The sequence below is a fragment of the Nocardioides sp. NPDC059952 genome (assembly GCF_042730435.1).
Taxonomy (GTDB): Bacteria; Actinomycetota; Actinomycetes; order Propionibacteriales; family Nocardioidaceae; genus Nocardioides.
In genome coordinates this window covers 1-20277 of sequence record NZ_JBHWLY010000097.1, presented here as the reverse complement: position 1 = coordinate 20277, position 20277 = coordinate 1, and the positions used below count along the sequence as shown (strand labels likewise).

Sequence of the window (20277 nt, the reverse complement as noted above, 5' to 3'; positions counted from 1 at the left end):
CCTCGTGGTGGCCCGGCGCTGCTGGGCGGGCGGGGGGGGCGGCGCCCCCCCCGACTCGGCGCGTAATCCTCTACCTCAGCGCCCCATCGGCCGAAGCGTCAGCCCCGCCGGCCGAAACGTCAGCCCCGCCGGGCGAAGCGTCACTAAGGACGGCCGAGTTGGCAGTGGGTGACGTCTCGACCGACGCACGTGACGCCTCGGCCGACGCGCCTGACGCCTCGGCTTTGGTCAGCGGCGGCGGAATTCGCGGAGGGCGAGGGCGGCGGCGAGGCCGACGACGACGCCGAGGAGGGTCTCGGCGAGGCGTGACCACAGCAGCGCGTCGACGGGCTGCGGGTGGCCGAGCTGGACCATCAGCAGCGAGAGCGGGGTGATGACGACGAGCGCGAGGCCGTAGTGGCGCCCGACGAGCAGCTCGGTGACCGCTTGGAGCGCGGCGACGACCACCGCGACGACGAGGGCAGGCATCGAAACCGAGAGCAGCACCGCAGCCAGGACGAGGCCGACCAGGGTGCCGACCACGCGTTGCAGCCCGCGGGTCGTCTGGGCCAGCAATCCGGTGACCCCGAAGGGCACCGCCGCGGCCACCATCGCCCAGTAGGTGTGGCTCAGCCCGAGCGCGGTCGAGATCGTGCCAGCGACCACGACCGCGACGACGACCGCGGTCGCATGGTCGAGCCGGACCTCACCACGAGCTGGCTCGACCGAGGCTCCGTTCCCGGCCAGCCGCTCCTCGAGCAGCCCGAGGAACACCGCGATCAGCGCGGCCGCCGCCGCTACTCCGACCGCGACCGCGACCCCCGACAGCGTCACCGGAAGCGCGGCACACGTCGCCACCGCGAACACCGGGAACATCGGTCCCGGCGGCCGCAGCACGAACCGGTCCGAGAGCATTGATCCGACCGCGGCCCATACCGCGGCGACAGGGATGACGAGCCAGGCCCGGTGCGGGGACATCGCGACGAGCGCACCGCACAGGACCGCCGCGCACATCAGCGCTCCGGCCGCCGCTTGGGTCCGCCACCGTCCTCGCAGCGGCTGGCGGCCTCCGTAGATCGAGGCGAAGGTGCCGAAGCAGGCGTACGCGGCCAGCTCGATGTGTCCGGTCACGGCGAGCGCCACCAACCCGACGAGCAGCGTCACGCTCGCGCGCCAGGCGGGCGAGTGGCTTCCCGGGGCCGGGGAGACCCGGACGGACTCCTGCATCAACCGCTCGAGCCGGCTCCCGTCGCTTCCCAACCCGTCTCCCCCATGCTGCCGTGCCGTCATCTCCATCCGACACCCTACGGCGGCCTGGACGAACCAGTTGGTTCGGAGTCTCAGTCCAGCCGGCGCCGGAGCTCTGGAACGCCGTCCCCCTTCAGATCCTCGAGCACCTCGCCCCGGCCGGCCATCGCCATGACCAGGTCGAGCAGGCGCCCGCCGACCTCGGGACCGTCACCAGCCACGAACTCCGCGTCGATCGCTCGGAGGCGAAGCCCCGCGACCAGCGACTTGCTGTTGACCGCGAAGTCCTTGGCGGCGAAGAACGTCGCGACCGCCAGGAGCCCATCGGGATCGGGGTCGTGCCGGATGCCGAGCGGCCGGCGAATGTCCTCGCTGTGCACGATCATCTCCCCCAGCCCGCCGACGCTCTCCTTGCGCGGCAGTCGGATCGGACCGATCCCCGCGAACATCCCCAGCGTCTCCGCGGGCGAGGAGCCACGGAACTCCTCGAGCCGCCTGCGATTGTGTACGTCCGGATCGAACCGGGCCCCGATCATGCTGCGCAGCCAGCCCGGGAACGAGAGCCGCGAGGCCGCACCGAGGTGCGCCACGACCTCCTCCACGTCCCACTCCCCGCAGAGGGTGGCCCCTCGCCACCGGTCGGGTGCGAGCGACCTCAGGTCATCGACCAGCGCGTCCCGCTCGCGCGCCTGGATCACGGAGAGCTTCGTCATGCGGACACTCTGACAGGTTCGCGGGCCCTCAGGCGTGACGCCTCGACCGACGTACGTGACCTCTCGGCCGACGTACGCGACGTCTCGACCGACGTACCCGACGTCTCGGCCGACGCGCGTGACGCCTCGGCTAGCGCTTGGCGCGCTCCTCGAGCGCGATGTCGAGGAGGGAGCGGGCGCGGGCGTCGAAGCCGTGGTCGCGGTGGATGCGGGCGGCCTCGGCGCGGATGTGCTCGTCGGTGCCGAAGACGACCGAGGGGTCGGGCATCGAGGACCATTTCACCAGGTCCTCGGGGGTCTCGTAGACCTGCACGGTGTCGCCGAAGACGTCACGGAGGCCGACGACGTCGTCGGAGATGACCCGGGCACCGGAAGCGACGGCGTCGAAGAGCCGGTTGGAGATGAAGCCGTAGTCGCGCATGTCGGCCCAGTGGTCGTTGAGCACGACTCCGGCGGCCCGGTATTCGGCACCGAGCCGGGTGTTGGACATGTGCTGGGCCTTGACGTAGTGGCGCGGGATGTAGGGCTCCCAGCCGTGACCGTAGACCGACAGCGGCAGCCCGCCCGCGACGGCGTCGTGGATGATCGGGCGCTCGACGTCGCGTGAGGTGCCGACGAAGAGCACCGGGTGACCGGAGTCGGGAAGCGCCCGGTCGGGGTTGAAGAGCTCCGGGTCGGTGGCCTGCAGCAGCGGGTCGATGCGGATCCCCCACCGCGCCGACATCCGCTCGGCCCAGATCGGACCGGCCGCCAGCAGCCGGTCGAACGAGGCCGCCTCGGCGCGGCTGACCGCGTCGGGGTGGGAGATCACCCAGCCGATGTTGATCCGGCCGTCGGGCGCGGGGAAGTAGCGCGAGAGGCCGCGCAGGGTGACCACGACATCGTCGTCGAGCGCGCTCGGCCGCTCCCACTCGTAGTGGTGGTCGACGACCGCCGACTGGCCGAGCGTGCGCAGCGAGCGGGCCAGCGCGCGGGCGAAGTGGGTGTCGCCCCACCGCTCGCCCTCGGGTGCTCCGGGTGCGGAGATCTTGATCGACCAGCGCAGCTGCGGGACGCCCTCGATCACGGAGGCGCGCGGCAGGGGCGCGAGGATCGGGCGGGTGGCGGCGTACGTCTTGGCAGGACCGGTCGGGTCCCCGGCCGTCGCCCGGCCGACGACCTGGTAGCCGCAGGCCGCCCAGGCGGCCACGTCGTCGCGAGGCTCGGTGCGCCCGACCCAGCGGTCGAGGTAGATCAGCCGGTTGCGCGGGGCGCGGGCGAACCGGCCCTTCGACTTCGACTCGTGGTGGACGACCTCCGAGGTGGTCACGACCCGGAACGAGCCCGGACGGAGCGCGGCGAGCCGGTGGCACAGGTCGACGTCCTCCATGCCGTTGGTGAAGATCGGGTCGAAGCCCTCCAGCGCGACCACGTCGCGGTAGCGCATCACCAGCGCCGCACCGGTCAGCGCCGAGAACCGGTGACCGGAGAGCCCGGCGGCATCCTCGGGCGGGTACTCGGCGAGCATGTTGTAGGGCAGCCCGCCGTAGGGCGGGAAGACGACCCCGGCCGACTGCACCGACCCGCTCGGGTAGAGCAGCAGCGGCTGCACCGCGAGCACCTCGGGATCCTCGAGCGCCGAGACCAGCGGCGAGAGCCAGCCGGCCAGCGCCGTGGTGTCGTTGTTGAGGAAGACGACGGTCTCCCCGGTGACGTACGGGATGGCGAGGTTGTTGCCGAGCGCGAAGTTGTGGTTGACGGTGCTGTGCACCACCTTCACCTCGGGGAACCGCAGCGGGAGCGAGTCGAGCACCGCCGAGACGCGGTCCGAGGAGCCGTTGTCCCAGACCACGATCTCGAGCCGCTTCCCCCCCGCGCCGTGCTCCATCACGGCCTCGACCGCACCCACGGTCAGCAGCGAGTCGTCGTAGGTGGGGATGACGACCGAGACCACGTCCGGGTCAGGGGTGTGCGAACCGAGAGCCGCCCAGTCGACGAAGGTCCGGTTGCGTACGACGTCGTCCCACGACTCCAGGTCGAAGGGATCGAGCGCGAGCCGGTCCTGGCGCGGACGGCGCGGGTTGATGCCCTGACGCCGCTCGACACCGACCTCGGGCACGACCTCGACGGTGGCCGCGGAGGTCAGCCGCAGCGCGAGGTCATAGGCCCAGCCGGAGCCGATGTCGTCGCGGGGACCGCCGACCTGCGCCAGCAGCGGCGCCGAGATCAACAGCCGCGAGAGCAGGTTCCGCATCAGCGGACCGGGCACGTCGGGTCCGGGCGAGAGCGGAGGTACGTCGACGGCGAACCGCTGCTCCGCCTGCCACGGGCGCTCCAGCACGTCGGCGACCAGCGGCCTCCCGGACTCGGCCACGGAGACCAGCCGCGCGAGACGACCGGGCTTCCAGATGTCTCCCCCAGCGACGTACGCGACGAAGTCGCCGCTGGCTTGCGCGAACGCCGCGACCACGCCGGGCTCACCACGGTCGGGGTCGCCGAGCACGATCCGGACGTCGGGGATGGCGTCGGCGACCGACGGGGTCAGGCCCCGGTCGATGACGATGATCTCGGTGCTTACGCCGCTCTGGGCGGCGACGCTGGCCAGCGTCGCCCGGGCGTGCTCGTCGGAGGCGCCGAGGTCGACGATGACGCTGACGGTGCCGACCGGCTCACGACCGGTCGGCACGGCGCGGGCAGGATCGATGGCCGGCCGCCAGGTCTTCGGGCCGCCCTGCCGGGCCTGCCACTCCTCGTGCCGGTCCCGGATCCAGTCGCGCAGGTCGGGGAAACGGCCCTCGACCTGCTCCATCCAGTCGTTGGCGCGGCGTCCGTTGCGGGCGCCGCGATCGACGTAGTGACCGATCGCGCCGCCGTAGAAGCTCTCGGTCCTGCGCCGTTCGGTGTAGCCGTCGGTGTCGAAGAGCGGGTGGGTCGGCTGGAGCCACAGCTCGGCGCGCAGCCAGTAGAGGAACGGGTCCTGGTCGCCCATCTGCTTGCGCAGCCGCGGGGTCAGCCGCGCGACGAAGAACTCCGGATCGAAGAGCGGACTGGGCTGTGCCAGCGGCTTCGCCGGGTCCTGCTCCAGATAGTGCCGGGCGGCCCGCTTGCGGTCGAGGCGCTCGCCGACCTGCTCGGCGTACCACTCATGGTCGAACAGCGGGCAGTCGACGAGCAGACGTACGTCGTCGGCCCTGCTGTAGAGGGGCGAGTCGTTGTAGACCTTGCGGGCAAGGTCTCGCCCCCGGCGCAGTCCGCCACGTGCGATGCGCTTCAACTCTTCGTCCACTAAAGGTCCCCCAAGACGCTCTAGATCTGCTTCGGCAGTGGATCAGACTGTCACAGTGCCCATCAACCGTGAATGGTGCCACGCAAGGTTTGACCAAGCCTCACGGTCAGTTCTGCCGCCACAGCGGCATGACCGCGTCCCGGATCTCGTCGGGCATCGGCGTCACCGGGCGCGACGGGTCGGTGTTGTCGACGTAGACGTGCACGAACCGGCCCTCGGCCGCGGCCTCCTCGCCCGGACCCTGGAAGAGCCCGATCCGGTAGATGACCGACGAGCTCCCGACCTTGTCGACGACCAGCCCGGCCTCGACCGGCTCGGGGAACCCGATCTCGCGCAGGTAGCGGCACGAGGTCTCCGCGACGATCCCGATCTTCGGCAGCTTCCGCACGTTCACGCCGGTCGTCTCGAACAGGTAGGCGTTGACGGCGGTGTCGAAGTACTCGTAATAGGTCGCGTTGTTGAGGTGACCGTAGGCGTCGTCGTCGCGCCAGCGGGTGGTGATCGTGCGCCAGTGCACGTAGTCGGCGCGGGTCGGGGCCTTGCGGTCAGGAGTGCTCATCGCGCCCGATCCTAGGAGAGAGCGTCCTGGACCGCCTTGACCAGGTAGGGCGCCAGCGTCTTGGAGAACGTCGCGGTGATATGGGTCTGGTCGCGGTAGGCCAGCACGTGGCCGACGACCAGCGGACACCGCTCTTCCGTGCAGTAGGCGGCCGAAAGGTCCACGAGCGCGGCACCGGCACCGGCGCGACGGACGGCTTCGGGGAGCGGGTCGGAGGTGGCGTACGCCTCCTGGTGGGTCATCTCGCACCGCGACGCCTCCGCCAGCGACTCCGCGCCGTCGAGGCATGCCATCGCCTCGGAGGTCAGCATGGGGTTGTCGGCGAGCGCGACGACCTTCGTCCCCCGCTTCATCACCGGCCGCCAGGCCTCGGCGAGGCGGTCGACGACCGGGTCGGGCTCACCAGCCGCCAGGGACGGGCTGCGCCGCTGGGTGACCAGCACGACGTCGTACGCCTCCCCGCCGGTCAACCGGGCGAGCAGCGCCTCCCGGTAGGCACCGCGCTCGTCGCCGGCCTCGGGCGCGACCAGGCCGCCGCCGTTGGCGACCATCACGTCGACCGACCATCCCGAGCTCTTCGCGACCCCGGACAGCCCGGGGATCAGCGAGGCCGCGTGGGAGTCGCCGACCAGGGCGACGCGGAGCGCTTCGGGCTCGGTCGAGCCGAGGTGGCACACCTTGGGGCGGGCATCGGCGGCGTAGGTCCGGCGTTCGGTGAGATAGCAGTCGTAGGCGGTGCCGGTGTCGTCCTTGCGCGCGATCGGCGCGGGCAGCAGCACCCCGTCGAGCTCCGGGTTGTCGCAGGACTCCAGGAGCGCCGACGCACCGAAGCACGCGACGTCGCCGGAGGCCAGCGCGTTCGCCTGCTCCCGGCTCTGCTCGACCAGGTTGCGGCCGTGAACGATCCCGGGCAGGGCGATGGCGGCGACCAGCGCCATCCCGAGGATGGCGAAGAGGTAGGCCCGCGTCGATGTCCCCAGGATCCGCCCGGTGCGGAACGGTGTCTCCACGAACCGGTAGGAGAGCGCCGAGAGCCCGATGGTGACCAGCAGGATCAGCGGCTCGCGCAGCCAGGTGCCGAGCACCGGACCGGTGGCGGGGACCACGACGACGAGCGGCCAGTGCCACAGGTAGAGCGAGTAGGAGACCGTCCCGATCCACTGCACGACCGGGTTGCCGACGACTGCTGCGCCCGCGCCGCGCACCGCGCCCGCCCAGATGACCAGGGCGGTGCCGAGGACCGGCAGCAGCGCCACCCAGCCCGGGAACGGCAACGACTCACGGAACAGGATCAGCGCCCCGAGCAGCCCCGCCCAGCCGGCGACCGCGACCGGCGCCGCCCACCGTGCCGGCGCCCGGCTCGAGGCGGCCGGCAGCACGGCGAGCAGGCCGCCGACGGCGAACTCCCAGGCGCGGGTGTGGGTCACGAAGTAGGCCGCCGCGCCGTCGGTCGCTGTGATCACGACCGAGGCGGCGAAGCTGGCCACCAGGACCGCCGCGATGACTCCCCGGATCGCCGCGATCCGCCGCTCGGGACGACGCCGGGTGAGGAACGCGGCCGCGACGATGAGCAGCGGCCACAGGATGTAGAACTGCTCCTCCACCGAGAGCGACCAGTAGTGCTGCGCCGGCGAGGGCGGGTCATCGGCGGCGAGATAGTCGACCGCGGCCCAGGACAGCTGCCAGTTCTCGACGTAGAAGGCGGCGGCGACCGTCTCGCGCAGGAACTGCTGCCACAGTGCCTCCGGCACCAGGACGTACGTCGCGACCGCACCGCACACGAGCACCAGCAGCGCCGCCGGGAGCAGCCGACGGATCCGGCGGGCCCAGAAGGCACCCAGCCGCACCCCGCCGGGCTTGGCGGCCTCCCGCACCAGGTGGGAGGTGATCAGGAAGCCCGAGATGACGAAGAAGACGTCGACCCCGGCGTACCCGCCACGGATCGCGCCTGGCCACAGGTGGAAGAGCACGACCCCCAGCACTGCGGCCGTACGCAGCGCCTGGATCTCCGGTCGCTTGTCCCGGACCGGGCCTGACTGCCCAGCAGGCTCGGCCGTGGCGGGAGTGACAGCGAGAGCGGTCACCGGCGCACCCTGCGGACGATCCGGCCCGCCACCCGGCGCGCCTTGCGGACGCCCCGTTCGCCGAAGGTCAGCGGGATCTCGATCCCGTGGCGCGGGCGGCCGTCGAGCTGGACGATCTGAGCGCGCTCACCGACGCGCTCACCGATGACGTCCTCGTGGACGATGACCGGCCCGTCGAACTCGCCGAGCGCGTCGCGGCCCTCGAACCGGACACGCCAGCGACCGCCCGAGAGGGCCGCGGTCGGCAGCGCCACCTCGAGCTGCCCGGAGGCGAGCTCGGCAGCGGTGTAGTCCAGGGTGCGCCGCCGGCGGTGGTGCAGGAACACCACGCGGAGCCGCTCGGCGCCGACCATCGTGTGTGCCAGTCGCAGGTGCGCACGCCCCTCCACGAGCGAGAGCGAGGTGGCGGTCACCGGGTCGGTCGCGCCCGAGACGACCTGGCGCAGCAGCTCCGGCCCCTCGTCGAGGGCTGCCATGATCCGGCCGAGCCGCCAGACCGGCGCCTGGCCGGCGTCACCGGCCTCGACCGCCTCGGCGACCACGGTGAACAGGTCGCGGTGCTTGAGCACCAGGTCGGCGAGGTCGTCCCCGACCAGCGTCGCGTCGCCCAGCGAGATCGACGCGACCGCGTTGACCAGCGGCCGTTGGAGCGTACGCAGCGGCACCACACCGCTGTCAGCGACCAGCTGCAGCGTCTCCAGGATGTCGGCGACCGCCCGGTCGCCCCAGCGGACGTCCTCGCCGATCAGCCGAGCGGCGGTGGCCCACTGGCCCGACTCGACCAGGCGCCAGCCCCACCGCTTGTCGCGCTCCAGGTCGTCGATCAGGTCGTCGATGCCGGCGTCGCCGAAGAGCCCGACCAGCTCGGCGACCAGAACACGAGCCGGCTCGAGCGCCACCGGGTCGATCGTCGACATCCCCCGCAGCGCGCGCACGATCGCCATCCAGCCGTCGGCGTCGAAGATCAGCGAGGCATACTCCGCGCGCACCTCCGGGTCGCCGAGCGCGACGATCCGGCGGGCACAGCGCAGCTCCTGCTCGAGATAGCTGATGATCCCCGCCGGGGAGTGCGACTTCGCCGTCATCGACCCCGGTCCTGGCCGGTCACGGTAGACGTAGACCGTCTCGGTCACGATGTCGAAGCGGGCCGTGGTCAGCGCGTGCACCATCGGCTCGATGTCGTTGGAGCGAAAGGCGTCGGGGAACGAGATCCCCGCGGAGTCCCAGAAGTCGCGCCGGAAGACCCGGTTCCAGCAGGCCCGGTTGCGCAGGGCCGACGGCGCGTCGGCCAGCCTCACCAGGGTGCGCTCCTCGTCGAAGGCCGGCCACGCCCGCACCGGCCACCAGACCCGGTCGCTGAAGAGCTTGAAGAACCGGCCGACGACCATGTCCGAGCCGGTCTCCCGCGTCTTGCGCAGCATGGTGGCGTACGCCCCTCGGGGCACCAGGTCGTCACCGTCCGCGAACGCGAGGAAGCGGCCCCGCGCCAGCGAGACCCCGTGGTTGCGCGCCTGTCCCCCGCCCTTGCCGGGCGAGCGGACCACCCTCAGGCGCGGGTCTCGGGCGGCGTACGCCTCGACGATCTCGAACGTGTCGTCGGTGGAGGCGTCATCGACGACGATGACCTCCAGGTCCACCGGATCGGCAGGCGTGGACTGGTCCTCGAGGATCGAGGAGAGCAGGTCCCCGACCCACAGGCCGACATCGTGTGTCGGGACGACGACGGAGAGCTCGGGTGTGGTCATCAGGCTGCGCCCTTCAGATCGCCGGCCAGCCCGTCGAGCAGCCGCAGGTAGTCGCGCGACATGTCGTAGGGCGTGTACGCACGGGTGAACTCATGGGCGGCCCGATGCCGCGCCTCCTGCCCCTCGAGGGCCTCCAGGATCGCCGCGGCCAGGGCGACGGGCTCATCGGGCTCCGGCGCGTACGTCACCACCCACGGCTGGTCGGCGAACTGCCGCGCGACCGGGGTGTCCTCGGGGATGAGGGCGGTGCGGCCGAAGGTGCCCGCGGCCAGCAGCGAGCCGGAGTTGAGGATGCGGCGGTACGGCAGCGCCACCACGTCGCTGGCCCGCATCCAGTCGGAGAAGTCGGCGGTCTCGACGAACCCGAGCCGCTTGACGATGTTCGGTGCCGAGAGCATCTCCTCGACCGTCTCCACGTCGGTGACGGGCACCACCTTGCCGGCCACGACGAAGGTCAGGTCCGGCACCTGCTCGGCGGCGATCTCCACCGCCCGGCACAGGACGTCGAGGCCCTTGTACGCCCGGATCTGACCGATGAAGCCGACCGTCGGCACCCCCTGTGGGACGCCGATGCGCTCGCGCGAGGCGGCGTCGACGCCGCCGTCGGGGTAGACGCCGAGGTAGGACGAGTGCGGCAGGTCGACGACCTTGTCCGGCGGGAGCACGTAGTAGGCCGCGGTCTCCTCGACGGTGGCCGGGTTGAGCTGGATGATCCGGGTCGCGTAGCTCGCCAGCGCCTTGGCGACGGCAAGCTCGACATCGACGTAGTCGGCCTCGTGGGCGATCGAGTTGTGCACCGTCCACAGCACGTCGGCGCCACGGTCGCGCAGACCGCTCAGCACGTCCTCGAACCGCGCGGCGTTGGCCCAGGCCTCCTCGAGGCTCTCGCAGCCGGCGGTCACCGGCGAGGTCCAGTGGACGTGGAGCACGTCGCCCCGCCCCATGTGCTCGGCGCGCGCCTCGAGCCGGTGCAGCCCCTGCACTCCCTCGACCACGTCCCAGCCCGCCGCCCGCGGCGCCACGGTGAGCATCGTCAGGTAGGGGTTGCTCCGATAGTAGGGGAACGACAGCAGGGTCGAAGGCATGTGTGGGGGGTCCTCAATTGCGTTAACCGTGACGATCCCCCGAACGTCGAGACAACGTCTCGCCGGTGCCCCGGTCGGCCCGGCGACCGAGCGATTCTAGGCAGCCGAAAAGACCCACCTTGACCACTCGACGACGTTCTCCGCATGCCTTCATCACGGGTTCATCGACGGTTCATCGAACCCACATCGCTGAGTCGCTCAGCGGCGGGATCAGACCTCAACGGCGCAGGTTCGCGACCACCGTCGGGAGGCTGTCGCCGAACATCTCGACCCGGTCGACGGATCGGATCGGCACGTCGACGGTGGTCCCCCAGGCGCCGGTGCCTTCCTTGACGGTGCATGTCCCGAGCCACCGGGTGCGCCCGTCGGTGCCGACCAGGCGTACGTGGTAGGTGCCGCTCGGGGCGTCCTCGACGGACATGAACAGCCACGATGGCCGTCCTTGGTAGGCGAAGACACTCCCGGCGCTGGCTCCGTCGATCGTCAGGTCCGCGGCCCGGAGGTAGCTCCCGTCGGCGGTGGAGAGCACCCCGCGGTAGTCGTCGGCGACGTCGCGGTCCTCCGCGCCGCGCCGCCAGGTGAGCCCGGCGGCAAGGGTCGCGACCAGCACCATCGCCGCCGCGACGAGCAGGCCGGTGCGGATCCGGTGCCGAGGAGGACGCTGATCAAGGGCCGCCAGCACCCTGACGTCGAAACCGGCCGGCGGTTCGCGCTCCGGAGCGAGCAGCAGCAGGGCATCGACGGTGCCCGCGACGTCCTCGAGCTCGCGTCGACAGCTCGCGCAGGTGGCAAGGTGTGCCAGCCCACGAGCACGCGCCTCGCCGGACGCCACCCCCATCGCCAGCTCCGGGATCAGCTCTCGCACCTCCCGGCAGCGCTCGGACTCAGGCATCGCGAACCCCCATTCGTTGCCGCAGCTTCTCCAGGCCCCGGCGGACCCTGGTCTTCACCGTGCCCGCCGGAACGTCCTCCCGGGTGGCGATCTCCTGTGCCGTCAGCCCGAAGTACGTCATCAGCACGATCGGAGCGGCCATCTCGTGCGGGAGCTCCGCCAGCGCCTGCCGCAGCGCGAGATCGGTGTCCAGGTCATCGCTCTCCGCACTCTCGTCCCGCACCGTCAGCAGGGCCACCAGGAGATCCGGGTCCATCGGATCGTCGTGGCGGTAGCGGATCGCGTCGATGGCCGCGTTCCGGGTGATGGTCAGCAGCCAGGTGGAGGCGCGCCCACGTCTCGGGTCGTACGTGGCCGCGTGCCGCCACGCCTTGACGAAGGTGTCCTGGGCGACGTCCTCGGCGAGAGCGGGCAGCCGGACGATCGTGAGGGCGAGGCCGTAGACGCGAGCCTGATGGCGGCGTACGAACGCTGCGGCCGCATCCTGGTCGCCACCGGCCATCGCGGCCAGCAGCGACTCGTCCGACACGGCCCCCACGCCGGCCCTACCCTCCGGCCGTACGACGGATGGTCATCTCCGCGGTCCCGCGTCGCGACGCCACCGGATGACCGTACCCCCGTCAGTAGCCATAGCCGCCTCCGTTGTCCTCCTGCGTGGAGGACTCCGAGGGGGCCGAGGCACCGTCGGTCCGCGCCGCCGCCCACACGAACTCGGTGCCCCGGAAGTCATCCGTGAACCCGTCACCCTTGAGCTCCCCCGCCCCCTCCTTCGCGAACGTGTACAGCGGCAGCCCGTCGTGCGTCAGCTGAGACTCTCCGTCCGGACGCTCCACGGTCCCGAACCCGTCGCCCTGCGCGGAATTCGCCGCGTCGACGTCATCCTCGGTCGCGACGACCGGCTCCCAGAACTTCGCGCACGTGTCGACACAGTGGATCTCCCCATCCTTCTCGACCTCTGCGGTGTAGAGCGTGTGCCCCTCGGCATCGACAAGCACCTCGGTCCCGTCGACCTCGGTCGCCGAGACGAGCGCCTCCCCTCCTCCACCTGCGTCCGACCCATCCCCGCCGCTACTGCCGCATCCCGCGGCGAAGAGTGCTGCAGCCGCAACCACGAGGGCGGCCCTTGCCACGTACGAAGTCGAAGGTCTCATGCCAGTTATACGGGCCGACCCTCACCTCGGGATTCATCGCCTGGTCGAAATCTGGTGGCAGTACGCCGGGGTTGCTGCCAACCTCGACGCCATGAACGTCGAGGTACGCACCATCACCGCTGACGACTGGTCTCTCCTGCGCCACCTCAGCCTGCGGGCGCTGGCCGACTCCCCCGACGCCTTCAGAACCACGCTCGCCGAGGCCGAGGCTCACCCGGAGCACTTCTGGCAGCAGCGGGCCAAGGGGTCAGCACCGATCCTCGTGACCGTTGAAGACGGCCGAGGAGTCGCGATGGGTGGCGCCTTCACGCCCCCGGACAGCGCCGTCGCCGACATCTGGGGCATGTGGACCGCACCCGAGGCACGCGGCCACGGGTACGCCGCCGAGATCCTCACCGATCTGGTCAACTGGTGCCGCGACCGCGATCTCGGCGTACGTCTGCACGTGACCGAGGGCAACGAACCCGCGCGCCGACTCTATGTCGCCCACGGTTTCAAGCCGACCGGCATGTGGGAGCCGCTGCGAGAAGGATCGGCGCTGCGGGTCGAGGAGCTACAGCTCGTGAAGTGACTCGATGGGACATTCGCCCCGTCATAGGGGGCCACCTCTCGCGCGTGCCCATTCGTCGTACGGCACCGGGTCGGCGTCGCTCTCCGCCTGGCCGACGATGCTCTCGGTGAACCAGGTCCGCAGCGAGACCATCTCCGGCGTGGAGCGCAGGGTGAGCAGCTGGTGGGTCTCGCTGATCTCGTCGGCCAGGTTGTCCGCGGCCAGCAGCTCACGGAGCAAGGGGGCCATCTCGCGGGGCAGAGTCATCTCGATGTCGACGTACTCCAGCCCTGCGGCGGCCGCGTCGAGAGCGGTTCGACGACCCAGGTGGCGCGCGAAGGCCGGTCGAGTGACCAGCCGTTCGATGAGCTCGCCGAGCTCGCGCGGCGGGGTCGGGCCGTCCTCGGAGTCGATGAGCTGGAGCTCACGGACCAGATCGTCGAGGCGCTGGTCGATCTGGAGCCCGAGCTGCACCGGGCAGGCTGGCAGCTGGACGGTGACCCAGTCCGCGGGCAGGGCGGCCGCCTCGGGCATCGCCTGATCGCCGTAGGCCACCGTGGGAGGTCGTACGTCGTGCTCGACCCCGTCGCCGGCGAGCTCGGCCCAGATGCGCCGCCCGTCGACACGCTCGTCGATCCCCCACGACTTCGCCAGCACGGACACGATCGCCAGCCCGCGCCCGGTGGTGCCCTGACTCCGGAGAGGCGGCGGGGCGACGGCCGGGAGCGGGATCAGTGCGCCGTCGTCCTCGACGCTGAGCCGTACGCCCGGCTCGAGGTCGCGCAGCCGGACCTGCATGTAGGGACTACCGCTGTGCAGGGCAGCGTTCGCCGCCATCTCGGTGACGCACAGGGCGGCATCGTCGAGGAGATGCCCGTGGCCCCACTCGGCGAGCCCGTCGGTGACGAATCTGCGCGCACCGGGCACGCTGGCGGTCTCAGCCGCAAGGCGCACCCGCAGCTCACGGCCCTCGTCCGGCACGGACTTCATGGGGTCAGTGTGCCCCGCGTCCACCGCGTTCGTCAGCGAACCGCGCGGACCGATCAGCCAGCGGTGACGGAGCGTCGGGCACGGTGCCGGCGGACCGCAGCACGGTTGGCACAGCGGACCGAGCAGTAGCGCTGCCGTCCGTTGCGGGTGACGTCCACGACCACCGCCGAGCAGGGGTCGCCCTCTGCGCTCCCCGCGGCGCACCTGCCCAGGCGATGGATGCCCCGAGTGGTCAGGTGCAGCGCGGTGCCCACGCTGATCACCGCTCGCAGCACGTCAGGAAGCGAGTCGTTGGCGTCGTCGCGGAAGTGGAGGTGCCACCCCTCCCCGTCGTGGTCGGTCAGCCTCGGGTACGCGGTCGCCTGCGCCATCAGCTCGTTGAGCAGCCGCGCCCTCTCACCCGGCTCCGGCGCATCGACGACGCGAAGCCACTCATCGATCACCTGCCGGGTGCGCCCGTGATCGTCCGGAGATGAAGCGAAGTCCATCGTCATCCCGAACTCCCGGGTCCGGGCCTCGATCCCGGCCCGGTCCTCGGGCCAGTCGTCGGCGAGCGAAGCGGCCAGGAGCACGGCGTACTCACCGTAAGGGTTGAGATGCATAAGACCATTACAGCAGAGTGGCGACCATGACCGACAGCGCAACCGAGGAGTCCCGGCGCACGAACGCCACCCACGAACACGGCTGGCTCACCGAGTCCAGCCATCAGACCTCGGAGGGCCGAGTCCTCTATGTGCGCTGCGCGCAGTGCGGCGTACGTCGCGTCGACCTCCAGCCCCACCCACTCCAGCCTCCGCGGTCACTGAGCCGCGTGCAGGGGCGTTAGCGGGAGCGTCAGGCGGGCTGGGCTCGGCCTCCGCCGGGCGCTGCTCATTCGCGTGCGCCCAGACGGGCGGCGATGCTGGATCGGACCAGCCATGCGGCGACGGAGGCGAACACGGCCGCCGGCAACGCATCGGCGCCCTCCTTCCCGACCAGCAGCATCGCGAAGAGCATGCCGCAGAACAGCAGGCCCGTCCCCGCCGTCATGCCTGCTGCGGCGCCGACCGCGACCGCCCAGGTCGGGGAGCAGTCGAACATCGCAACGCACAGGCTCGCGACCCCGACCCCGAGGAAGACGGCGGGGAAGACCGCTCCGCCGCGGAAGCCGACCCCCATGCAGACCGCGAAGCCCAGCGCCTTGGCGAGCAGGACCACCACGATCACCCCCGCCGACTGGTTGACCACCTCACCGATCGCGCTCTGACCGGAGAAGAGGACGTCGTCCAGCTCACCGCCCAACGCCTCGGTGAGGAGGGTCAGCAGCCCGATCGCCAGACCGCCCAGCACCAACGGAACCAGCAGCCGTCGGCTGTTGGTGACAACGGTGTGCACCCGCTCGGCGCCCCTGTGGGCCACCCCCATCAGGATCGCAGCGACGATCCCCACCACGATCGCGAGCGCGACGTCGACGAGGCGCGTGCCGTCGTACGCCGGCAGGTCAGGCACCTGGAGACCGGCCGAGCTGATCCCACCCCAGTCGCCGAGTCCGACGAACAGCAGGTATCCGGTGGCGGCGGCCACCAGACCCGGGACCAGGACCGGGACGAGCTGGGCGCCGGTGGCCAGTCCGGCCTCGAGCAGCAGCAGTCCACCGACCAGCGGGCCGCCGAACAGGGCCGAGACCGCCGAGAACGAACCGGCCGAGGCGAGCACGCCCTGGGTCTCGGGACTCATCGTTCGGCGGCCGGCGAACACCATCCCGACCGCCGAACCGATCGCAATCACCGGAGCCTCCGGTCCGAGGATGACACCGAACGGCAGCGACCCCAGCGCCGCCAGGACGATCGATGGCGCGTATCGGACCGGTGTCGGCGCCATGGAGAGCCCGTCCACCGGCGAGTGCCCACCGTCACCGGGCAGGAAGCGACGTGCCAGCCAGACGATCAGCGCACCGGTGATCGGCAGGCCGATCACCAGGAACCAGGGTGCCGAGTCGTAGCCCAGGTCCGCGGGAAGGTCGTGCCACAGCCAGTCCTCGGCCCAGTGGACCACCGCGAGGAAGAGCGCTGCAGCGAGCGCGGCAGGGATACCGATCGCCATGCCGAGCGCGACCAGGCCGAGGTATCCACGAACTATCGGCGTAGGTGTCGACACACACCGATTCAACCAGTCTGGCACCGTTTCCGTGTGCCGGTTGCGGGATATCCGTCCCCGCCCCGGGTTGGTCGGCGAGAGGCAGCGATCAGGCCGGCTGAGCGTCGCGGAGGCGCTGCGAGATGACGGTGGTGACGCCGTCGCCGCGCATGGTGACGCCGTAGAGCGCGTCGCCGACCTCCATGGTGCGCTTCTGGTGGGTGATCACCATCAGCTGGGAGTTCTCGCGCAGCTCCTCGTAGATTTCCAGGAGCCGGCCGAGGTTGGTGTCGTCGAGCGCGGCCTCGACCTCGTCGAGGATGTAGAAGGGCGAGGGACGCGCCTTGAAGAGCGAGACCAGGAACGCGACGGCCACCAGGGACCGCTCCCCACCGGAGAGCAGCGAGAGCCGCTTGACCTTCTTGCCAGGCGGCCGGGCCTCGACCTCGATGCCGGTGGTGAGCATGTTCTCGGGATCGGTGAGGACCAGGCGGCCCTCGCCACCCGGGAAGAGCCGCGCGAAGACGTGGTCGAAGGCGACGCGTACGTCCTCCCAGGCCTCGGTGAAGACCTGCTCGACGCGGTTGTCGACCTCCTTGACGATGTCCATGAGGTCCTTGCGGGTCTGCTTGAGGTCCTCGAGCTGCTCGGTGAGGAACTTGTTGCGCTCCTCCATCGCGGCGAACTCCTCCAGGGCGAGCGGGTTCACCTTGCCGAGCGCGCGCAGGTTCTTCTCGGCGATCTTGAGCCGCTTGGCCTGCTCGGCACGGACGTAGGCGATCGGCTCGCGCTCGTTGCCGTCCTCGTCGGGGTGCTGCGGGACCAGCTGGTCGGGACCGTAGTCCTTCACGATCGCCTCGCCGTCGAGCCCGAGCTCCTCGAGGATCCGCTCTTCGAGCTGCTCGATCCGCATCCGCTGCTGGGCGCGGGCCATCTCGTCGCGGTGGACGGAGTTGACCAGCTCCTCGAGCTCCTTGCCGAGGTTGCGCAGCAGCGAGCGGCACTCGCGCAGCGCCTGCTCCCGACCGGCCCGGGACTCCTCGATCTCCGTGCGGGCCCTGGCGGCCTGCTGCACCGAGACCTCCAGACGGTCCAGCGCGTACGCCACCGCGGTGCCGACCGCTCGCGCGGCCTCGCCCTCGCGGCGCATCTGCTCGCGGCGGGCCGCGGCCTTGGCGCGCTGCTCGCGCTCCTGACGGGCCGCGCGGAGCAGACCCTCGGCACGGCCGGCCAACGCGCGGGCACGCTCCTCGGAGGTGCGCAGCGACAGCCGGGCGTCCATCTCGCGCTGCCGGGCGTCGCGGGCCGCCTGGGCCAGTGAGTCACGGGCGCTGATGTCGGGCTCGTCCTCGGGGTCCTCCTCGGCCATCGCGAGACGCTCCTCGAGCTCGGCGAGCCCGGCGACGGCGTTCTCGCGCGCCTCCTGTGCCTGGGTGACGGCCGCCAGCAGCCGCTCGGCCTCGCCGCGCGCTGCCCGCGACTGCGCGCCGAACTGGCCGAGCTCCTCGGCCACGGCGGCCAGAGTCGCGTCGGACTCGTGCAGCTTGGCCAGGGCGACGTCGACCCGCTTCTGCGCGGCCAGCCGCTCCGACTCCAGGCGGGAGGTCTCGAAGGTGGCCCGCTCGGAGACCGCGTGGGCCTCGGCGAGCTGGGCGGTGGCCTCGTCGACCGCGGCCTGTACCTCGATCAGGCTGGGTACGCTCGAGGAGCCGCCGGAGGCGAAGTGGGCGCCGATCAGGTCGCCCTCGCGAGTCACCGCGGTGACGCCGGGCTCCGCAGCCACGAGCGCCTGGGCCGCGGCAAGGTCCTCGACCACCGCCACCTTGTCGAGCAGGCGAGCCACTGCGGGCCGCAGCACCGCCTGGCACTCCACCACGTCCACTGCGTACGCAGCGCCGGCAGGCAGCGCCGGCCAGCCGCCGGTCTCCTCGGGCGAACCGCTCAGGAGCAGCCCGGCCCGGCCGAGGTCCTCGGTCTTGAGATGCTCGATCGCGCCGACCGCACGCTCGGCGGACTCGACGACGACCGCGTCCGAGGCGGTCCCGAGCGCCGCGGCCACCGCGGCCTCGTAGCCCGAGCGCACCGCCAGCAGCGACGCGACCGATCCCAGCACCCCGGGAAGGTCGGAGCCGAGCAGGGCCCCGGCGCCGTCCTTGCGGTTCAGCCCCATCTCCAGCGCGTCCTTGCGGGCGGCCAGGGTGGAGCGGTCCCGGTCGGCCTGCTGAGCCTCGGCCTGCAGCTTCGCGAGCCGCTCCTCGAGGTCCTCGAGCACGGCGGCAGCGGCCTCGTGCTCGGCGTCGAGGCCCTCCTCCCCCGCGTCCAGCCCGGCGACCTTGGTCTCCAGGGCGGTGAAGTCGCGCTGCGCCCGCTCGGCACGCGCCAGCGCACCCTCACGAGCAGCGGTCAGGCGCCCGACCTCGTCGTCGGCGGCAGCGGCCCGCGACTTGAGCGCGTTGACCTGACCGGTCAGCCGGGCCAGCCCCTCACGACGGTCGGCGGCAGCCCGCTCGAGCCCCTTGACCCGTCGTTCCTCCTCGGCGGCGGCATCTTCAGCCGACTTGCGGGACTCGACCGCCTCCTCGAGGGAGTAGCGAAGCTCCTCCACCTCGGCGTCAGCCGTCTCCTCCTGCTCGCGGGCCACCTCGGCCTGGGCCTCGAGCTCCTCGGGGTCGCGCCCCTGACGCACCTCCAGATCCTCGGAGCCGGCCGCGTTGCGCACCCGCTCGGAGGCCAGCGACTGCGTGCCGCGCAGCCGCTCGCGCAGGGAGTTCAGCGCGAACCAGGTCTCCTGCGCGGCGGCCAGCGCCGGCAGGTCCTCACGCAGGGCCGCCTCCAGGACGGCCTCCTGCTCCCGCCCCTCCGCGATGGTCTCCTCGACCTCGGCACGCCGGGCCAGCAGCGCACCCTCGTCGGCCAGCTCCTTGTCGAGCTCGGTCTTGGCGGTGACCAGGTCGTCGGCGTAGATGCGGGCCTTGGCGTCGCGTACGTCCATCTGCACCGTCTGCGCCTGCCGGGCGACCTCCGCCTGGCGGCCGAGCGGCTTGAGCTGGCGGCGGATCTCGACGAGCAGGTCCTGGAGCCGGTCCAGGTTGACCTGCGTGGAGTCGAGCTTGCGCAGCGCCTTCTCCTTGCGCTTGCGGTGCTTGAGGACCCCGGCGGCCTCCTCGATGAAGCCGCGCCGGTCCTCGGGGGTCGCGCGCAGGATCGTGTCGAGCTGGCCCTGGCCGACGATGACGTGCATCTCGCGGCCGATACCGGAGTCCGAGAGCAGGTCCTGGACGTCCAGCAGCCGGCACGGGCTGCCGTTGATCGCATACTCCGAGCCGCCGTTGCGGAACATCGTGCGCGAGATGGTGACCTCGGCGTACTCGATCGGCAGTGCGCCGTCGGTGTTGTCGATCGTCAGCGAGACCTCGGCGCGGCCCAGCGGGGCGCGCCCGGATGTGCCGGCGAAGATGACGTCCTCCATCTTGCCGCCACGCAGGCTCTTGGCGCCCTGCTCACCCATGACCCAGGCGAGCGCGTCGACGACGTTGGACTTGCCCGAGCCGTTGGGCCCGACGATGCAGGTGATCCCTGGTTCGAGTTCGAGGGTCGTGGCGGAGGCGAACGACTTGAAACCCTTCAGCGTCAGACGCTTGAGGTACATCGGCTTCTCCCCCGGCTCAGGACCACGTGGTCATACACAGTTCGCAACACATCAGCGTGGCTGAGGTGAGCCAGCAAATCTAATCGCCGCTGCTCAGGGGAACCCCAGCGGGTCGAGGATAACCCGCCGGGGCTGTCGATCTGGGGACCTCGGCCCGAGCCGCCGGTCGAGCCGCCGGAGCCGCTAGGCGGAGGGGTGTCGAGACCAACACACTGGGCGAGGCGGGCGAGGGGACAGGGGTTGTGTGGACAA

The 20277-nt window shown here is 71.4% G+C and carries 16 protein-coding genes; 2 read left to right on the top strand and 14 right to left on the bottom strand.

All coding sequences use genetic code 11. The features are described 5' to 3' along the window. Positions 1 to 228: 228 nt before the first annotated feature. The 10 genes from ACFV9G_RS27480 to ACFV9G_RS27435 form a co-directional block, all read right to left on the bottom strand. Positions 229 to 1275 (bottom strand): FUSC family protein, encoded by a 1047-nt coding sequence (locus ACFV9G_RS27480; RefSeq protein WP_378732118.1) that lies wholly within the window; start codon positions 1273 to 1275, stop codon positions 229 to 231. 44 nt (positions 1276 to 1319) lie between these two features. Continuing rightward, positions 1320 to 1940 carry a maleylpyruvate isomerase family mycothiol-dependent enzyme gene (locus ACFV9G_RS27475; protein ID WP_378732116.1) on the bottom strand — a complete coding sequence of 207 codons (621 nt, stop codon included), beginning with the start codon at positions 1938 to 1940 and terminating at the stop codon, positions 1320 to 1322. A gap of 130 nt (positions 1941 to 2070) precedes the next feature. After that, complete coding sequence (locus tag ACFV9G_RS27470; protein ID WP_378732114.1) at positions 2071 to 5193, bottom strand: glycosyltransferase; 3123 nt, start codon at positions 5191 to 5193, stop codon at positions 2071 to 2073. A gap of 118 nt (positions 5194 to 5311) precedes the next feature. After that, positions 5312 to 5764 (bottom strand): acyl-CoA thioesterase, encoded by a 453-nt coding sequence (locus ACFV9G_RS27465; RefSeq protein WP_378732112.1) that lies wholly within the window; start codon positions 5762 to 5764, stop codon positions 5312 to 5314. Positions 5765 to 5775: 11 nt separating this feature from the next. Then, entirely contained in the window at positions 5776 to 7848 is a 2073-nt protein-coding gene (locus ACFV9G_RS27460; protein ID WP_378732110.1) for an acyltransferase family protein, read from the bottom strand. Further along, positions 7845 to 9593 carry a glycosyltransferase family 2 protein gene (locus ACFV9G_RS27455; RefSeq protein WP_378732108.1) on the bottom strand — a complete coding sequence of 583 codons (1749 nt, stop codon included), beginning with the start codon at positions 9591 to 9593 and terminating at the stop codon, positions 7845 to 7847. The genes ACFV9G_RS27460 and ACFV9G_RS27455 overlap by 4 nt, the downstream gene beginning before the upstream one ends. Next, positions 9593 to 10678, bottom strand: a complete 1086-nt coding sequence (locus ACFV9G_RS27450) for a glycosyltransferase (protein WP_378732106.1) — start codon at positions 10676 to 10678, stop codon at positions 9593 to 9595. Before ACFV9G_RS27450 ends, ACFV9G_RS27455 begins: the two co-directional genes overlap by 1 nt. 217 nt (positions 10679 to 10895) lie before the next feature. Beyond that, complete coding sequence (locus ACFV9G_RS27445; protein WP_378732104.1) at positions 10896 to 11570, bottom strand: zf-HC2 domain-containing protein; 675 nt, start codon at positions 11568 to 11570, stop codon at positions 10896 to 10898. Continuing rightward, on the bottom strand, positions 11563 to 12108 hold the full coding sequence (locus tag ACFV9G_RS27440; protein ID WP_378732102.1) for an RNA polymerase sigma factor: 546 nt from the start codon (positions 12106 to 12108) through the stop codon (positions 11563 to 11565). The genes ACFV9G_RS27445 and ACFV9G_RS27440 overlap by 8 nt, the downstream gene beginning before the upstream one ends. Positions 12109 to 12190: 82 nt before the next feature. Continuing rightward, positions 12191 to 12700: a hypothetical protein gene (locus tag ACFV9G_RS27435; protein ID WP_378732100.1), complete on the bottom strand. Its 510-nt coding sequence runs from the start codon at positions 12698 to 12700 to the stop codon at positions 12191 to 12193. A 19-nt stretch (positions 12701 to 12719) separates the two neighbouring features. On the opposite strand from ACFV9G_RS27435, the gene ACFV9G_RS27430 reads away from it, so the two are divergent. After that, positions 12720 to 13292, top strand: coding sequence for a GNAT family N-acetyltransferase (locus ACFV9G_RS27430; RefSeq protein WP_378732098.1), 573 nt, complete (start codon positions 12720 to 12722; stop codon positions 13290 to 13292). 21 nt (positions 13293 to 13313) lie between these two features. On the opposite strand, the gene ACFV9G_RS27425 is transcribed toward ACFV9G_RS27430, so the two are convergent. Both ACFV9G_RS27425 and ACFV9G_RS27420 read right to left on the bottom strand, forming a co-directional pair. Further along, positions 13314 to 14261 (bottom strand): ATP-binding protein, encoded by a 948-nt coding sequence (locus ACFV9G_RS27425; protein WP_378732095.1) that lies wholly within the window; start codon positions 14259 to 14261, stop codon positions 13314 to 13316. A 53-nt stretch (positions 14262 to 14314) separates the two neighbouring features. Continuing rightward, on the bottom strand, positions 14315 to 14863 hold the full coding sequence (locus ACFV9G_RS27420) for a CGNR zinc finger domain-containing protein (RefSeq protein WP_378732093.1): 549 nt from the start codon (positions 14861 to 14863) through the stop codon (positions 14315 to 14317). A 26-nt stretch (positions 14864 to 14889) separates the two neighbouring features. On the opposite strand from ACFV9G_RS27420, the gene ACFV9G_RS27415 reads away from it, so the two are divergent. Next, on the top strand, positions 14890 to 15087 hold the full coding sequence (locus ACFV9G_RS27415) for a hypothetical protein (RefSeq protein WP_378732091.1): 198 nt from the start codon (positions 14890 to 14892) through the stop codon (positions 15085 to 15087). Between the two features lie 44 nt (positions 15088 to 15131). Here the strand turns inward: ACFV9G_RS27415 and ACFV9G_RS27410 are convergent, their stop codons facing one another. Together ACFV9G_RS27410 and smc are read right to left on the bottom strand one after the other, a co-directional pair. After that, positions 15132 to 16397, bottom strand: a complete 1266-nt coding sequence (locus ACFV9G_RS27410; RefSeq protein WP_378732089.1) for a chloride channel protein — start codon at positions 16395 to 16397, stop codon at positions 15132 to 15134. An 88-nt stretch (positions 16398 to 16485) separates the two neighbouring features. Further along, complete coding sequence (smc, locus tag ACFV9G_RS27405) at positions 16486 to 20025, bottom strand: chromosome segregation protein SMC (protein ID WP_378732087.1); 3540 nt, start codon at positions 20023 to 20025, stop codon at positions 16486 to 16488. Positions 20026 to 20277 lie beyond the last annotated feature (252 nt).

What these genes read in the sequence shown, in the direction of transcription:
- ACFV9G_RS27480 (WP_378732118.1), bottom strand. Translation starts at nt 1,275, where the DNA reads ATGGAGATGACGGCACGGCAGCATGGGGGAGACGGGTTGGGAAGCGAC.
- ACFV9G_RS27475 (WP_378732116.1), bottom strand. Translation starts at nt 1,940, where the DNA reads ATGACGAAGCTCTCCGTGATCCAGGCGCGCGAGCGGGACGCGCTGGTC.
- ACFV9G_RS27465 (WP_378732112.1), bottom strand. Translation starts at nt 5,764, where the DNA reads ATGAGCACTCCTGACCGCAAGGCCCCGACCCGCGCCGACTACGTGCAC.
- ACFV9G_RS27455 (WP_378732108.1), bottom strand. Translation starts at nt 9,593, where the DNA reads ATGACCACACCCGAGCTCTCCGTCGTCGTCCCGACACACGATGTCGGC.
- ACFV9G_RS27450 (WP_378732106.1), bottom strand. Translation starts at nt 10,678, where the DNA reads ATGCCTTCGACCCTGCTGTCGTTCCCCTACTATCGGAGCAACCCCTAC.
- ACFV9G_RS27445 (WP_378732104.1), bottom strand. Translation starts at nt 11,570, where the DNA reads ATGCCTGAGTCCGAGCGCTGCCGGGAGGTGCGAGAGCTGATCCCGGAG.
- ACFV9G_RS27430 (WP_378732098.1), top strand. Translation starts at nt 12,720, where the DNA reads ATGCCAGTTATACGGGCCGACCCTCACCTCGGGATTCATCGCCTGGTC.
- ACFV9G_RS27425 (WP_378732095.1), bottom strand. Translation starts at nt 14,261, where the DNA reads ATGAAGTCCGTGCCGGACGAGGGCCGTGAGCTGCGGGTGCGCCTTGCG.
- ACFV9G_RS27420 (WP_378732093.1), bottom strand. Translation starts at nt 14,863, where the DNA reads ATGCATCTCAACCCTTACGGTGAGTACGCCGTGCTCCTGGCCGCTTCG.
- ACFV9G_RS27415 (WP_378732091.1), top strand. Translation starts at nt 14,890, where the DNA reads ATGACCGACAGCGCAACCGAGGAGTCCCGGCGCACGAACGCCACCCAC.
- smc (WP_378732087.1), bottom strand. Translation starts at nt 20,025, where the DNA reads ATGTACCTCAAGCGTCTGACGCTGAAGGGTTTCAAGTCGTTCGCCTCC.